Genomic DNA, 14,610 nt, shown 5'->3' with positions numbered 1-14,610 from the left:
TTACGCGCACAAGGGCGGCATCCCCACTCCCAGGGGGTGCCGCCCTTCGCGTTGCCCTCAGCCGCGCACCGCTGTGACCGTTCCCGTGACCAGGGCGATGAGCGTGAGCGTGGCGGCGAACGCCACCCCCGCCGACCTCAGCGCGGCGCCCGCCGATGCCCCGTCGGCGCGGGCCAGGAACGCCGCCACCGCGGCGACGAGCAGGGCCAGGATCACCGCCACGGCGAGGGCGACGAGGGCGAGTACGGCGGTTTCGTACGGGGACACGGGGCTCCTCCACGCGGACGGGGAACGGGATGTTTCGAGCGCCGATACGAGGGCTCCGTACCTCCGTACCGATGGGAGGACTGTGCGGGTTCGGCTGTCCGGGGAGGTGCGGCCGTACGAGAATGCACAGCGCCGCACATCGAATCGGACGCGGCGGGGGAGCGGCGTGCGGGGAAAGACGGGCGACGAAGCCTCGGCCGACGACGCCTCGGCCGCTGACGCCTCGGCCGCTGACGCCTCGGCGGACGACGCCGGGGCCGCGGCGCTCGCGCTGCTGCGCAAGGAGCTGAGGGACCGGCTCGGGCGCGCGGGCCTCACCGTCAACATGGTCGTGGCGCGCACCGGGATCAGCCGGACCACGACGAGCAATGCCTTCAACGACCGTCATCCCAGGCCGAGTTGGCGCACCGTGCACGCCGTGGCCAGGGCCGTGGGAGTGGACGCCGTGGGTGTCGGCCGGCTGAAGGAGCTCTGGGACCGGGCCGGCGACCGCCCCCCGGACGACCGCCCCGCGGACGGCGGCCCGGCGGACGGCTCGACGGACGGTTCGGTCGCCGAGGTCGGGGCGGCGCTCCTTGAGGTGCATCAGGCCGCGCTGCCTGCCCTGCCCGGAAACGGCTCCGGTGAGGCCCCCTGCGACGCCCCCGGTGACGTCCCCTTCCTCACCCCGTATCTGCGCCGGCCGCACGACGACGAGCTGCGGGCCCATCTCGGGCCCGCGCTCGCGGGGCGCGGCTCCGTCCTCGCGATCGTCACCGGGGACTCCTCGACCGGCAAGACCCGTGCGCTGTACGAGGCGTTGTGCGCGCTCGCCCCCGGCAGACGGCTGCTGCGGCCCATGGACGACGCCGGTCTGCACGAGCTGTTGTGCGCGGGGCGCGTGGACGACACCGCCGTGCTGTGGCTCAACGAAGCCCAGCGGTTCTGCTACGGCGCCAGGTCCGAGGAGGCCGCGGCGGCGCTGCGGCGGCTGCTTCTGACGCGCACCGGGATCGTCGCGGTGGGAACGCTGTGGACCGACCCGTACTGGGAGGACCTGGTGCGCCCCGGCACGCCGGGCGATCCCCACAGCCAGGTCAGGGCGCTCCTGGAGTCGCCCGCCACGCGCCGGGTGGCCGTTCCCGGGAGGCTGTCGGGGCCGCAGCTGGAGGAGTTGCGGCGCCTCGCCGCCGACACCGGCGACCGGCGGCTCGCCGACGCGGCCGGTGCCGGTGCCGGGGACGGGCGGGCCGTGCAGCACCTGAGCGGCGGGCCCGCCCTGCTCGCGGCCTTCCGCACCGGTCCCGGCGGCCACTTCACGCCGGCCGAGCACGCGCTCGTCGACGCCGCGGTGACGGCGCGGGCCCTCGGCCACTACGCGCCCCTGCCGGGCGGGCTCCTGGCCCAGGCCGCCGACGGGATGCTCGCCGCGCACCATCGGCCCGCCGACCCGGACTGGGCCGCGACCGCGCTGCGTTCCCTCACCACCGGCGAGCGCCCGGACGGCCGGCGCACCGACATCCGGCGCGCCCTGACGCCACTGGTGGCGGTGCGCGCGACGGCGGGCGGCGAGCCGGCCTACGAGCCGGCCGACTACCTGGAGCAGTCGCTGCGGTCCGGCCTCGAGTACCGCCGCCCGCACCCGGCGCTGTGGTGGGCGCTCGAAGAGCACACGGTGGACGCCCACGGCCTCTACGTACTGGCGATGCGGGCGCAGCAACACCGGTTCCGCAAGCGTTCCGTGGCCCTGCTGCGCCGAGCGGTCCTGGCCGGCCACCCCGCGGCCTGGGAGGCCCTGATCCTCGCCCTCCCCAGGGGCCGCCGGGACGGGGAGCGCGATGGTGCAGGCGCGGGCCGGGGCGGCGATGACGTGTTGTTGTGGGTGGCCGGGCATGTCGGGCTGGGCGATCGGCATCACGTACGGCATCTGCTGTGGAGTCTGCATGGGCTCGAAGCGCCGGATGCCGTGGCTCTGTTTGCTCAACGGGCCGTGGCGCAGGCCGACTTGGGCTCTGCCGAGCAGGTTGCCGAGCTCCTGGCCGATCTGCGGCGGATCGGCCAGGAGGGGGTGCTGCTCGACCGTGATCCGGTGGCGCGGGTGCGGATTCCGGGGCCCGGGACCGCGGGCCGGCTGCTTGCCGGGCTCCTCGCCTGCGGCCGCGACGAGATGGCCGTCCGGTTCGCGGGCCGGGTGCTGCCCGGTGCCGACCTGGGCTCCTGGGAGCTGGCCGCCGCCCTGCTGTGGGCGCTTCGGGTGGCGGGGAACCGGGCGGCGGAGCTCACGGCGGTGGCGGAGCGGGCGGCCGCGGATGTCGATGTGACGGACGAGGACGGCGTACTCGCGGTCCTGGAGCAGCTGGTGGAGTGCGGGGAGACCGGGGCGGCGCTGTGGCTCGGCGGCCGGTGTGCGGGCGCCGCCGAGGTGACGGACGCGTCCGCGGTCGCGGCGCTGCTCGGGGAGCTGCGCCGCTTCGGCCTGGCCGCGCCCGCCCGTGAACTGGCCGAACGGGCCGTGCCGCAGGTCGACTTGAGCGATCCCGAGCACGTCGTGTACCTGGTCGACGAGTTGCTCGACGCCGGCCTTGAGGGGTGTGTGCGGGATCTGTTCGCCCGGGACCCGGTGGCGCGCGTGGCCTGCACGGGGGTTCAGGGGCTCACCCTTTTCCTGTGGTGTCTGGAATCGCTGGGTGAAGTGGCGCTGCAGGAGCGGCTGTTGGACCGCGCCCTTGGCCAGGTGCGCCTTGACAGTCCCGAGTTCGTCTCCTACCTCCTCGGTCATCTGGTGAAGGCCGGACGCTCCGCGGCCGCCGGGGAGCTCGCCGAGCGCGCCGTGGAGCAGGTGTCCGTCGACGAGGTGCGCGAACTCGGCTTTCTCTTCGACGAGTTGAAGGGGCTCGGCCGGGCCGATCTGGTCGAGCGGCTCGCGCGGCGCAGTGCCACCGGGGCGCATCTCGCCTACCGGGACACCTGCGCGCGGCTGCTGCGGCACCTGCGGGACGCGGACGCGGACACCTGGGTCGAGCATGTCGTCCAGCGGGCCTGCGCGCAGGAGCTCACGGACCAGTACGCGCTGCGGTTCTTCGTGGAGGAACTGGTCGAGGCGGGGGAGAACGACGCGGCGGGCCGGGTGGCCCTGGCCTGTCTCCCCCGGGTCACCCGGGTCGACGCCGACGGCTCGGCCGGGCTGCTCGATCTGCTGCGCGGGGCCGGTCTCACGGCGGCCGCCGAAGCGCTGACGAGCCGCCTCGCGGCCGAGCCGGTGCGTGCGCCCCGCGGCCCGGACGAGGTGTACGGCCTGGACCCGGACGGATCGCGGGCGGAGCCGTGGTCGTGGCGGGACTTCTGACGGTGCGGCGCCCGGAGGGGTGACCGGCGCCACTTCCCCGACCCCAGGAGCCGGGACCTTGGTCCCTGTTGTGTGCCTTTGGTCCCGGGTGAGACTTTCGTGGGCTCAGAGCCGAGCCGACCGACTCGCCCGCCCGGCCATCCGCCCGGCTGTCCTGAGGACCTACGCCCGTGAGCACTCTCGACTCCGTGATCGTCCAGATCAACGATCACTTCTGGACGTATCTGCTGATCCCCCTCGTCGTGGGCGCGGGCCTGTATTTCACCGTGCGGTCCGGGGCCGTGCAGCTGCGGCTCTTCCCGGAGATGCTGCGGGTCGTACGGGACAAGGCCGCGCCGGGGCGTGACGGGCGCAAGCAGGTGTCGTCCTTCGGGGCGTTCACGATCTCCGCCGCCGCGCGCGTGGGCACCGGCAATATCGCCGGTGTGGCCACCGCGATCACCCTGGGCGGCGCGGGGGCCGTGTTCTGGATGTGGGTGATGGCCGTCATCGGCGCCGCGTCCGCCTTCGTGGAGTCCGCGCTCGCGCAGCTGTACAAGGTCCGGGACGGAAAGGGGACCTACCGGGGCGGGCCCGCGTACTACATGCAGCGCGCCCTCGGGAAGCGCTGGCTCGGCGTGCTCTTCGCCGTCACCATCACCGTGACCTTCGGATTCGTCTTCAACGCGGTGCAGTCCAACACCATCACCGCCGTCGCCACCGGCTCCATGGCCGCCGGTGAGGCCGAGTGGTTCGCCCCGGCCGTCGGGCTGCTGCTCGCGGCGCTGCTCGGGCTCGCGGTGTTCGGCGGAGTGAAGCGGATCAGCTCCGTGACGACCGTGCTCGTACCGGTCATGGCCGTGATCTATCTGCTGCTCGGGGCGGCCGTCGTGCTGCTCAACATCGGGGATGTCCCCCGGGTGCTCGCCGATATCGTCGGCGGTGCCTTCGGCTTCCGTGAGCTGGCCGCGGGCGGTATCGGCGCGGCCATCCAGCAGGGCATCAGGCGCGGCATGTTCTCCAACGAGGCCGGTCTGGGCTCCGCGCCCAACGCCGGTGCGGCGGCCGAGGTCTCGCACCCCGTGAAGCAGGGCCTGGTGCAGTCGCTCGGGGTCTTCTTCGACACGCTGCTGGTCTGCTCGATGACGGCCTTCATCATCCTGACGGCCAACCCGACGCTGGCCGGCCGGCAGGGCGCCGACCTCACCCAGGACACCCTGACCGCCTCGCTCGGCGGCTGGGCGGGTCATGTCCTGACGGTCGTGGTCTTCATGCTGGCCTTCAGTTCCATGGTCGGTAACTACTACTACGGCGAGTCCAACATCCAGTTCATGACGCGCAAGCGCTGGGTGCTGCCCGGCTACCGCGCCCTGGTCCTCGTCACCGTCTTCCTCGGCGCGCTCGGCTCCGTGAGCATCGTGTGGAACCTGGCCGATGTGTTCATGGGCTTCATGGCCCTGGTGAACCTGGTCGCGATCCTGCCCCTGTCCGCGATCGCCTTCCGCCTCCTCGACGACTACCTCCAGCAGCGCCGGGCCGGCCTCGACCCGGTCTTCACGAAGGACCGGATGCCGGGCCTGCGCGGCGTGCAGTGCTGGGACGCTCCCCGGCCGGTGGCGCCGCGCGAGGACGTACGGGTGTAAGTCGCGTACGCGGATGAGGGCGGCCTCCGGGGGAGCGGGGCCGCCCTCACGTGTGCGGTGCGGGGCGGGGCCGTGCGGTGGGGCTACGAGCCGGGGCTACGAGCCGGGCTACGGCAGCCGGTCCATGATCCAGGTGCAGAGTTCCTCGGTCATCTTCGTGTGTTCCTCGTTGCCCGTCGTCGCGACCATGAACTCGTCGAGTTCGGACTCCTCCGGGCTCAGGGAGTTGATGTCCGCGTAGAGGTTCTCGTGGGTGTCGACGTCACGGATGGCGACCGCGCTGACCGTCGGGACGAAGCAGTGGCGGCGGACCGGGGCCTCGGTGCCGAGGCCGAGCAGGAGGTACTTGTTGAGGCTGTCGGCGAGGATGCCGAAGCCTTCGAGGGTGCCGCCGGGGGCGCTGTCCATCGCGGGCAGGCCGGTGGTGTGGATCTCCGGCTTCTGCAGGGTGATCACCCGGAGCTGGGCGGCCAGTTGCTGTCCGGCCCCTTCGGGCTGTGCGAGGAGCTTGGTGCCGGTGACGGACAGGCCCTTGCCCTGGACGGCGACGGTGCCCGCGTCGATGCCGTTGCTCTGACCGTCGCCCATGCCGTTCGCGACGCCGATGATCCGGGGGATACGGGGCCAGTCGCCGACGCGGGCCAGCTCCGCGAGGAATTCGGTGCGTTCCTTGCTGACCTCGTGCTGGTCGCCCCACTCCGTGATGTGCTGGCAGAGCAGCTGACGGGACGCGGGGCTGTTGATCTGGGCGGAGAAGCGGGGGTCGAGGGCGCGGATGTAGTGCGCGAAGGCCTGCAGGGCGATCGGGATCCAGGCGCCGCGGTGCGGGCTGTCGTAGGAGAAGTACAGGCCCGTCTGGTGGTCCATGCGCTGTGTCTCCAGACGCGCCAGGGCGTAGCGCGTGACGAGGCCGCCCATGCTGAAGCCGCCGACGGCGAGCCGGTGGTCGCCCACGCGCTCGGCGCAGGCCCGCATGATGGCCGCCTGGGCCGCCTCGGCGTTCTCCAGGATCGAGGCGCTGCGCTCCCGGAAGCCGAGAATGATGACGTCACGGCCGCGGGCGCGGAGCTGGCTGAGGAAGGCGTAGTCGCGCCAGTCGAGGTACTCCCAGGACAGGTTGATGTCGCTGGGCCCCGTGTTGAAGCCGTCGGCGAGGATCACCGGGCGGGTCAGGGCGTGGTTCCCCTCGCCGTAGTAGACCCAGGCGGTGCCGCCCGGCAGGTCCCATACGTCGTGCGGCGACGGCGGGATCTGCGAGGGGGTCTCGCCCGGGAAGGGGGCGATGACGATGGGCTTGTCTGCCTTCAGGGCTGCGGAGATCTGCTGTTCATTGGGCTCTGACTCGGGCATGAACGGTCTCCTCCAGTTGTGCCGGGCAGGTGCCGGACAGGTGGTGGTCCGGTGTTGCCGTCGGTGGGGGTCATCCTGGAGACAAGAAGGGGGCGCCGGAAGGCGCCCCCTTCAATCCGCTGACACGTCCGGTGGGTTCAGGACGGCGGGTGGGTGTCCGTTTCTGGTTGTTCCGCGAGTGCCGTGCGGGGCAGGGGACTTCAGCTCACCGTCGCCGGTTCCTTGGCCCGGTCCTGGGCCGGGGACCCGGCGGCGACCGGTACGGAATCCGCCTCCGTGTCCACGTTGAACTCGGTCAGCATCTGCTTGCTGAAACCGAAGAAGTACGTCGCGAAGAAGCCGACCAGATAGCCCACGAGGAGGCCGCCCGCGTAGATCGCGATGGTGGCGCCGAGGCCCTTGTTGCCGTCGAGGAGCGGGAAGAGCGCCCAGCCGGACGGGCCGATGGCCGTCGAACCGACCGAGTCGCCCAGCATGTTGAAGAGCCCGACGAAGCCGCCGCCGAACGCGCCGCCCACACAGGCCGTGATGAACGGGCGGCCGAGGGGCAGCGAGACACCGTAGATCAGCGGCTCGCCGACGCCCAGAAAGCCCGCGGGCAGCGCCGACTTGATGGTGCGGCGGATGGAGACGTTGCGGCGCAGGCGGAAGAAGACCGCGATGGCCGCGCCGACCTGGCCCGCGCCCGCCATCGCCAGGATCGGCAGCAGCACCGTGTAGCCCTGCTGCTCGATCAGGGTGGTGTGGATCGGGATCAGGGCCTGGTGCAGGCCGAGCATCACCAGGGGCAGGAAGAGCCCGCCGAGTACGAAGCCCGCGCCGGCGCCGCCGCTGGCGAGCAGCCAGTTCGCGAAGTCACCGATGGCGGTGGAGACTTCGCCCGCCACGAACATCAGGCCGAAGATCGTGACCAGGCCGGAGATCAGTACCGTCAGGGTCGGGGTGACCAGGACGTCCAGGGACTCCGGGACCCACTTGCGGCACCACTTCTCGATGTACGAGGCGAGGACCGCGGCGCCGAGCGCGCCGAGGACGCCGCCCTGGCCCGGGGAGAGCTTCTGCCCGAACACCTCGATGTTCGCCACGCCCGCGTACACGATGATCGCCGCGACCGCGCCGCCCAGGATCGGCGTACCGCCGAACTCCTTGGCCGTGTTGAAGCCGACGAACACCGCGATCAGGGCCATGAAGCCGGAGGCGATGGCGGCGAGCGCCGGGGTCACCGAGGGCAGCCAGCCGAGGTTCACAAGGAGGCCGTTGAGGCCCGCGATGATGCCGCAGCCGATCAGGGCCGGGATCAGCGGCACGAAGATATTGGCGATCTTGCGCAGGAAGAGCTTGAACGGCGTCTGGTTCTTCGCCTTCCGGGCCGCCTTGATCGCCGCGCCCTGCGCCGCCAGTTCATCGGCCGTCAGCGCGTGCTCGGGGGCGGTCCCGTGGTCCGCGGCGGGTTCCGGCGCGGCCGCGCGCCCTTCTTCCACGAGCTGCTCAAACTCCGGGGTGACCCGGGCGACCGTGCCGGGGCCCAGCACGATCTGGTACGTCTCGTCCTCGACGACGCCCATCACGGCGGGCAGCGCCTTGAGGGCCTCGTCCTGGACGAGGGAGCGGTCCCGCACGCCGAGCCGGAGCCTGGTCATGCAGTGGGCGACGGAAGTGATGTTGGACGCGCCGCCTACGAGGGGCAGGATCGCGGCGGCAGTGGCGCGGTTCTTCGGGGGTTCGGGGGTCGCCCCCCGAGAAGCAGGAGTCTCGGTGCTCATGGTGCGGGCCTTGCTGTGCTGGGGGTGGGGGGGGTGCCGTGACGGCCGGGGTGCCGTGACGGCCCGCGGGTCAGGGGGTGGTGCGCTCGGGGGCGGCGGTCAGGGCGGCGCGGAGATGGCCGTGCGAGCCGGTGAGGAGATCGTCGGCGGTGGTGGCGTCGACGCCCGCGAGGATCATCAGGATCGCCGTCTTCACCTCGCCGTCCGCGGCGGTCAGGGCGGTCTCGATGGTGTCGTCCGGGGCGTCGGTGGCCAGGGCGACGATGCGCCGGGAGCGGGCCCGCAGCTTCTCGTTGGAGGCGCGTACGTCCACCATCAGATTTCCGTAGGTCTTGCCGAGCCGGATCATCGTGATGGTCGAGAGCATGTTGAGGACCAGCTTCTGGGCCGTGCCCGCCTTCAGCCGGGTGGACCCGGTGAGCAGTTCGGGGCCGACGACGACCTCGATGCCGTGCTCGGCGGCGGCCGCGAGGGCCGAGTCCGCGTTGCAGGACAGACCGATCGTCAACGCGCCTCCGGAGCGGGCGTGTTCGACCGCGCCGATGGCGTACGGGGTGCGGCCTGAGGCGGAGATGCCGACCACCGTGTCATCGGCGGTCAGGCCCAGGTTCACCAGGTCCTCGCGGGCCAGGTCCTTGGAGTCCTCGGCGCCCTCGACGGCGGTGACCATGGCGGACGGGCCGCCCGCGATCAGGCCGACGACCTCGCTCGGGTCGGTGTTGAAGGTGGGCGGGCACTCGCTGGCGTCCAGGACGCCCAGCCGGCCCGCGGTGCCGGCGCCCGCGTAGATGAGCCGGCCGCCGCGGGCCATGCGCTCCGCGGTGGCGTCGATGGCGGCGGCGATCTGCGGCAGCTGCGCGGCGACGGCGGTCGGGACGGTGGCGTCCTCGCCGTTCATCGTCCGCGCGATCTCCAGGGTGGAGAGCCGGTCGATCTCCGCGAGCTCGGGCCGGAACGCCTCCGTGGTGAGGGTGGCCAGCTGGGCGCGCAGCGCGCCGTAGTTGTCGTAGGTGGCGGAGTCGCTGGAGGACATGAGGGTGACGGCTCTTTCGTGTGCGGGGCGGGTGCGGACGTGGCGGCGCCGCGCTTGTCGGGTGGTGCGTATCGGGGTTGTACGAGGGCTGCTCCCGCGTGCTGCGGGCTGTACGGGAGCTGTTTCCGGGGACTGCTACCGGGTGCTGCTACCGGGTGCTGCGGGGGCTGTGGCGGTGGGCGAGCGCCTCGTAGGACGCGGCGAGTGCGGGCGCCGCGGTCTCGTAGGTCCGCTGTGCGACTCCCACGAACAGGCAGTCCACGACGAGGAGTTGGGAGGTGCGCGAGGACATGGCGGCCGGGCGCAGCTCGCTCTCGCGGGCGGTCGAGGTGGTCAGTATGTGGTCGGCGTACTGCGAGACCGGGCCGTCCGGGCGGCCGGTGATCGCGATGGTGGTCGCACCGCGCTCGAAGGCCACCCGCAGCGGCTCTATGACGTCGCCGGTGGAGCCGGAGTGGGTGATCGCGATGGCCACGTCCTTGGCGCGCAGCTGCACGGCGTTGGTGACGGCCAGGTGCGGGTCGCCCATCGCGTGCACCATCAGGCCGATACGCAGCAGCTTCTGCGCCAGGTCCTGGCCGACGAGGGCGGAGGCGCCGACGCCGTAGATATCGATCCGGCGGGCGCCGGCCAGGGCGGACACGGCGGCGCCGAGCTGGGTGGTGTCGAGGCCCGCGGCGGTGTCGGCGAGGGTCTGCTGCTCGTCGTAGGCGAGCTTGGCGACGACATCGGCGATCGGGTCGTCGACCGCGATGTCCGCGGTGACGGCCGGGGCGCGGCCCGACTGCTGCTGGGCGGCGAGGCCGGCGAGCGCGAGACGCAGATCCCGGTACCCGGGGTAGCCGAGGAGACGGGCGGTGCGTACGACGGTGGCTTCGCTGGTGCCGGTGAGCTCGGCGAGTCCGGTGACCGTCAGGGCCGCGCAGCCGGCCGGGTCACCGGCCACGGCTTCGGCGACCCGCTGCATCGAGCGGGTCATGGAAGGGGCGAGGGTGCGGACCTTCGCGGCGAGGGCCGCGGGGGCCGGCGGGGCATCGCCGCTGAAAATTTCCTTCACTTGGTTGCTCACATTCTGAAAGATATTTTCCCCTTCCTTATGTCGTCAAGAGCCCATAGGTCACCGGCGGATCCGGGACTTTCGTCCCGCGCGCGGACCGGGCGCACAATGGACCCATGGATGCCCCGGACCCCACGAGCCCCCTGGAACAGGCACTGCACGCGGCGCGCGCGCTCGTGCTCGCCGACCTCGTCGCCGGGGCGGTCGCCGAAGCCGATGTCGTCTCGCTCGTCGAGGACTCGGTCGTGCACCGCCGCTGGTGGGTCGAGCAGTGGCCGGAAGGTGTCGAGTTCGTCGCGGGCCTGGTCGCCCAGGACGTACAGGACGCGCTCCTGGAGCGGTACGGCCGCTGGCCGCTGTGCCCCGCCTGCGGCTCCGGCGACCCCCATGCCCTGGACGTGGAGCCGGAGTTGGGCGCCGACCCGCACTGGGTGTGCGGCAAGGCGGGCGTGGTCGTCGCGGCGGTGGGGTCCCTGGGCACGGTCCCCCGGTGACCGTCTATATCGACCCGCCGACCTGGGCCGGGCACGGGCGCCTCTGGTCCCACCTGGTGAGCGATGTCTCCTTCGACGAGCTGCACGCCTTCGCCGAGCGGGTCGGCTGTCCGCGCCGCGCCTTCGAGCGCGATCACTACGACGTGCCGTCGCACCGGTACGCGGACGCGGTGCGGGCCGGTGCGGTCGAGGTGTCCTCGCGCGAGGTGGTCAGGCTGCTCACGGAGTCGGGGTTGCGGAGGCCCAAGGGCCGGCCGGCGTGAGTTCGGCGCCCGGCGTGAGCTGACGGTCACACCTCTGGCCGCCCGGGCCGGACACCGTGACCGAATAGCAACCTTTGCCGGTGAATTTCCCTCTAGCTCTACATGGCAGGGAACGACCGGCTCACCGGACTCGACGCGGCGCGCGGAATCGCCGTGCTCGGGATGTTCGCCGTGCACGTGGGACCGCCCCCGGAGCCCGGCGGCCCCGGCTGGCTGCTGATCGCCGCCGACGGCCGGGCCCCCGCGGTGTTCACCCTGATCGCCGGTTTCTCACTCGCCCTGGCCAGGGCGAGACAGCCGCAGCCACAGCTGCGCCCCACCCTGGTCCGCTGCGCGATCCTCGCCGCGCTCGGCCTGGTCCTGGCCGCGCTGACCCCCGGGATCCTGGTCATCCTGGTCTTCTACGCGGCGTACTTCCTGGCCGCCGAACCCTTCCTGCGCCTGCGCACCCGGACTCTCGCCGCCGTCGCCACGGCGAGTGTCGTCCTCGGACCGCTGCTCTCGTACGTCATCGGCTCCGTCCACGGCTACCGCACCGGCGGCCGCGGCGGCACCCCGCAGCCCGGCGACCTCACCAGCTGGTGGGGGCTCGGGGAGTTCCTGGACAAGCTGTTCCTGTCCGGCGCCTATCCGCTGCTCACCTACTTCCCGTACGTCCTGGTCGGCCTGGTACTCGGGCGGCTCGCCGATCTGCGCAGGCCGAGCGCGGGGCGGCTGCTCGCGGCCTGGGGCACGGCCGCCGCGGTCGCCGGCTACGGCCTCTCCTGGCTGATCGTCGAGAAGTGGGGCGGCCGCGCCGAGCTGCACGCGGCCGTCGCCCGCGAGCACGCCTGGGCCCTGGATCACGCCGACCCCGTCAAGGCCGTGCTCGACTCCCAGTTCGGCGCCATCCCCAGCTCCTCGTGGACCTGGCTCGCCGTGGCCGGCCCGTACAGCCAGACACCCCTGGAAACCCTGGGCAACGCGGGAGTCGGCGCGGCCCTCATCGGACTCGCCGTGGCCTTCGCCCGTGCCCCGCTCGCCGCGCGTGTGCTGCGGCCGTTCGCCGCCGTGGGCACGATGGCCCTGTCGGTCTACGTGCTGCACGCCCTCGCCCTGGCGCTCTTCGCGTACGGCGCGACCGGCTGGGACGTCCTGCTGTGGTTCAGCGCCGCGGCCGTGCTCGGCTGTATCGCCTGGCAGTACGTGTGGCGGCGGACGCCGCTGCGGCGCGGCCCGCTGGAGTGGGCGCTGCGCGCCCTGACCGTACGGTCCGTGCCGTCGTCCGTCCCGTCCGCCCCGACCAGCTCCTGACGAGGAGATACGCCGAGCCGATGAGAGACCGCTCCCGCTGGCTGACCCTGGGCTCCGCGCTCTGTGCCCTCGCCCTCGTGACGGGTTGCTCCCGGTTCTTCGGGCCGCAGACCGAGGCCACCGCCACCGACGGGCTGCCCTCGGTGGGGGTGCTCGTCGCCGACGGCGCGCACTGGTGCACGGCCAGCGTGGTGGACAGCCCCGGGCGCAATGTCATCGCGACCGCGGGGCACTGCGTCATGAACGTCGACGAGGACGGCCGGGTCGAGGACCTCACCGAGCAGGACCTGGCGTTCGCGCCCGGCTTCCGCGGCTCGGGCGAGGGCGACGCACCGTACGGAATGTGGCGGGTCAAGGGCGCCCACCTCGACGACCGCTGGAAGCACCAGGCCGACGACCGGGCCGACTTCGCGTTCCTCACGCTCGAACCCGACGACCGCGGGCGCGATGTCCAGGACGTCGTCGGCGCTTCCGTGCCCCAGTGGGACTCGGGCTTCGACCGTGACGTCGTGGTGTACGGCTACCCCGACTCCGAGCACAACCCCGGCAACCGGCAGATCTCCTGCCGGACCCGGACCGAGCGCGACGAGGAGGAGCCGTTCATGCTCACCTTCACGTGCGGCGGGTTCTGGACCGGCACGAGCGGAAGCCCGTTCCTCACGGACTTCGGGGGGCCGGGGCGGCCGGGGCGGGTGATCGCGGTACTCAGCGGTGGTGAGACGGACGACGTGTCGACGGCTGTGCTGTTCACCGACGCGACGCGGAAGGTGTACGAAGCCGCTGTCGCGGCGGGCTGAGTTCTCCGTGGGCGGTTCGGCGCCCCCTGCGGGGTCCGGCGTCTTCTTACCCGCGGGTGTGTTGTGGCTGGGCGCGCAGTTCCCCGCGCTCCTTCGGGGCGCTCGTCGTGACGGTTACTGAACGGCCCTTCTGCATCCGCAGCGCCAGGAACGCCGCGGCCAGGGCCGTCAGGGTCATGGCCGCGCCCGCCCACGCGGGGGACTTGTAGCCGAAGTCCGCGTCGATGACCACGCCGCCCAGCCAGGGGCCGCTGGTGTTGCCGAGGTTGAAGGCCGCTGTCGCCGTGGCGCCCGCGAGGGTCGGGGCGGCGCCCGCGACGTTGAACATCCGGGCGTTCAGGGCGGGCGCCGTGTAGAACGCCGAGACGCCGATCAGGAAGGCGAGGGCCACCGCCACGGCGGCCACGGAGGCGAACAGGCCGAGGACGGTCAGGAACACCGTGGACGCGACGATGCCGCTGAAGATGACTCCGAAGAGATGGGCGTCCGCGATCCGGCCGCCGACCATCGTCCCCACGAGCGCGCCGAGGCCGAACAGGCCGAGCACCGAAGGCACCCAGGCCGAGTCGAGGCCCGCCACGTCCGTGAGCAGCGGCGCGAGATAGCTGAACGCACAGAACACCCCGCCGCCGGCCAGCGTGATCAGCGCGATCTGCACCCAGACCTGTCCGTCCCGGTAGATCCGCAGTTCCTGGCGGAGCTGAGGCCTCTCGGTGGGCACCGGGATCCGGGGGATCAGCGTGGCCACCCCGACGAGCGCGACCGCGGAGGCCGCGGCCACCGCCCAGAACGCCGACCGCCAGCCGAAGTGCTCGCCGAGGAACGCGCCCGCGGGTACGCCCAGGACGTTCGCGATCGACAGTCCGCCGATCATCACCGCCATGGCCCGCGCCCTGGCCCCCTTGTCCACCATGGCGACGGCTACGGACGCGCCGACCGCCCAGAACCCGGCACAGGCGAACGCGCTCACCACGCGCGAGGCGAAGAGGATCTCGTACGTCGGTGCGAGGGCGCCCGCGATCTGGCCCATGCCGAAGACGCTGATCAGCGAGATCAGGGTGGTGCGCCGGGGCAGCCGCAGGGTGGCCGCGGCGAGCAGCGGTGCGCCCACCACCATGCCGATCGCGAAGGCCGAGATCAGCAGGCCCGCGCGCGGGATGGAGACATTCATGTCGTCGGCGATCTCCGGCAGGAGCCCGGAGAGCATGAACTCACTGGTGCCGAGGGCGAAGACCGCCAGACCCAGGGTGTGGACGGCTATGGGCATACGGGAGCGTGTGGCGGGGACGGGCATATCAGGTGCGAACACCCTCCAGGGGAGGCGAATTCCCACCACCCCCAAAAGA

Annotated in this window: 12 protein-coding genes; 6 read left to right on the top strand and 6 right to left on the bottom strand. The window is 72.4% G+C overall.

What is annotated here, in order from left to right; translation table 11 throughout:
* Nucleotides 1–57: 57 nt before the first annotated feature.
* On the bottom strand, nucleotides 58–267 hold the full coding sequence (locus tag ACFQVC_RS19500) for a hypothetical protein (protein WP_381831748.1): 210 nt from the start codon (nucleotides 265–267) through the stop codon (nucleotides 58–60).
* Nucleotides 268–433: 166 nt separating this feature from the next.
* Between ACFQVC_RS19500 and ACFQVC_RS19495 the strand changes: the two genes are divergently transcribed.
* Both ACFQVC_RS19495 and ACFQVC_RS19490 read left to right on the top strand, forming a co-directional pair.
* Complete coding sequence (locus ACFQVC_RS19495; protein ID WP_381831747.1) at nucleotides 434–3,592, top strand: helix-turn-helix domain-containing protein; 3,159 nt, start codon at nucleotides 434–436, stop codon at nucleotides 3,590–3,592.
* Nucleotides 3,593–3,762: 170 nt separating this feature from the next.
* Nucleotides 3,763–5,214 carry an alanine/glycine:cation symporter family protein gene (locus ACFQVC_RS19490; protein ID WP_381831746.1) on the top strand — a complete coding sequence of 484 codons (1,452 nt, stop codon included), beginning with the start codon at nucleotides 3,763–3,765 and terminating at the stop codon, nucleotides 5,212–5,214.
* Between the two features lie 108 nt (nucleotides 5,215–5,322).
* Here ACFQVC_RS19490 and ACFQVC_RS19485 read toward each other — a convergent pair whose 3' ends face one another.
* From ACFQVC_RS19485 to ACFQVC_RS19470, 4 genes are all read right to left on the bottom strand, one after another.
* Nucleotides 5,323–6,564: an esterase/lipase family protein gene (locus ACFQVC_RS19485; protein ID WP_381831745.1), complete on the bottom strand. Its 1,242-nt coding sequence runs from the start codon at nucleotides 6,562–6,564 to the stop codon at nucleotides 5,323–5,325.
* A gap of 200 nt (nucleotides 6,565–6,764) precedes the next feature.
* Nucleotides 6,765–8,327 (bottom strand): PTS transporter subunit EIIC, encoded by a 1,563-nt coding sequence (locus tag ACFQVC_RS19480; protein WP_381831744.1) that lies wholly within the window; start codon nucleotides 8,325–8,327, stop codon nucleotides 6,765–6,767.
* Between the two features lie 70 nt (nucleotides 8,328–8,397).
* Complete coding sequence (gene murQ, locus ACFQVC_RS19475; RefSeq protein ID WP_381831743.1) at nucleotides 8,398–9,360, bottom strand: N-acetylmuramic acid 6-phosphate etherase; 963 nt, start codon at nucleotides 9,358–9,360, stop codon at nucleotides 8,398–8,400.
* Between the two features lie 148 nt (nucleotides 9,361–9,508).
* Nucleotides 9,509–10,429, bottom strand: coding sequence for a MurR/RpiR family transcriptional regulator (locus ACFQVC_RS19470; protein WP_381831742.1), 921 nt, complete (start codon nucleotides 10,427–10,429; stop codon nucleotides 9,509–9,511).
* A 104-nt stretch (nucleotides 10,430–10,533) separates the two neighbouring features.
* Here ACFQVC_RS19470 and ACFQVC_RS19465 point away from each other — a divergent pair, with 104 nt between their 5' ends.
* From ACFQVC_RS19465 to ACFQVC_RS19450, 4 genes are all read left to right on the top strand, one after another.
* On the top strand, nucleotides 10,534–10,911 hold the full coding sequence (locus ACFQVC_RS19465; protein WP_381831741.1) for a hypothetical protein: 378 nt from the start codon (nucleotides 10,534–10,536) through the stop codon (nucleotides 10,909–10,911).
* Nucleotides 10,908–11,174, top strand: coding sequence for a DUF4031 domain-containing protein (locus ACFQVC_RS19460; protein ID WP_381831740.1), 267 nt, complete (start codon nucleotides 10,908–10,910; stop codon nucleotides 11,172–11,174). The genes ACFQVC_RS19465 and ACFQVC_RS19460 overlap by 4 nt, the downstream gene beginning before the upstream one ends.
* Before the next feature lie 102 nt (nucleotides 11,175–11,276).
* Nucleotides 11,277–12,467 (top strand): DUF418 domain-containing protein, encoded by a 1,191-nt coding sequence (locus ACFQVC_RS19455; protein WP_381831739.1) that lies wholly within the window; start codon nucleotides 11,277–11,279, stop codon nucleotides 12,465–12,467.
* A gap of 20 nt (nucleotides 12,468–12,487) precedes the next feature.
* Nucleotides 12,488–13,264, top strand: a complete 777-nt coding sequence (locus ACFQVC_RS19450; RefSeq protein WP_381831738.1) for a trypsin-like serine peptidase — start codon at nucleotides 12,488–12,490, stop codon at nucleotides 13,262–13,264.
* A gap of 46 nt (nucleotides 13,265–13,310) precedes the next feature.
* Here ACFQVC_RS19450 and ACFQVC_RS19445 read toward each other — a convergent pair whose 3' ends face one another.
* Nucleotides 13,311–14,531 carry a Cmx/CmrA family chloramphenicol efflux MFS transporter gene (locus tag ACFQVC_RS19445; protein ID WP_381831737.1) on the bottom strand — a complete coding sequence of 407 codons (1,221 nt, stop codon included), beginning with the start codon at nucleotides 14,529–14,531 and terminating at the stop codon, nucleotides 13,311–13,313.
* Nucleotides 14,532–14,610: the final 79 nt, after the last annotated feature.

The organism is Streptomyces monticola (genome assembly GCF_042665355.1).
Classification (GTDB): domain Bacteria; phylum Actinomycetota; class Actinomycetes; order Streptomycetales; family Streptomycetaceae; genus Streptomyces; species Streptomyces monticola.
Note: the sequence above shows the minus strand (reverse complement) of the source record. Positions and strands in the feature narration are given on the sequence as shown.

What these genes read in the sequence shown, in the direction of transcription:
- ACFQVC_RS19485 (WP_381831745.1), bottom strand. Translation starts at nt 6,564, where the DNA reads ATGCCCGAGTCAGAGCCCAATGAACAGCAGATCTCCGCAGCCCTGAAG.
- ACFQVC_RS19480 (WP_381831744.1), bottom strand. Translation starts at nt 8,327, where the DNA reads ATGAGCACCGAGACTCCTGCTTCTCGGGGGGCGACCCCCGAACCCCCG.
- murQ (WP_381831743.1), bottom strand. Translation starts at nt 9,360, where the DNA reads ATGTCCTCCAGCGACTCCGCCACCTACGACAACTACGGCGCGCTGCGC.
- ACFQVC_RS19465 (WP_381831741.1), top strand. Translation starts at nt 10,534, where the DNA reads ATGGATGCCCCGGACCCCACGAGCCCCCTGGAACAGGCACTGCACGCG.
- ACFQVC_RS19455 (WP_381831739.1), top strand. Translation starts at nt 11,277, where the DNA reads ATGGCAGGGAACGACCGGCTCACCGGACTCGACGCGGCGCGCGGAATC.
- ACFQVC_RS19450 (WP_381831738.1), top strand. Translation starts at nt 12,488, where the DNA reads ATGAGAGACCGCTCCCGCTGGCTGACCCTGGGCTCCGCGCTCTGTGCC.
- ACFQVC_RS19445 (WP_381831737.1), bottom strand. Translation starts at nt 14,531, where the DNA reads ATGCCCATAGCCGTCCACACCCTGGGTCTGGCGGTCTTCGCCCTCGGC.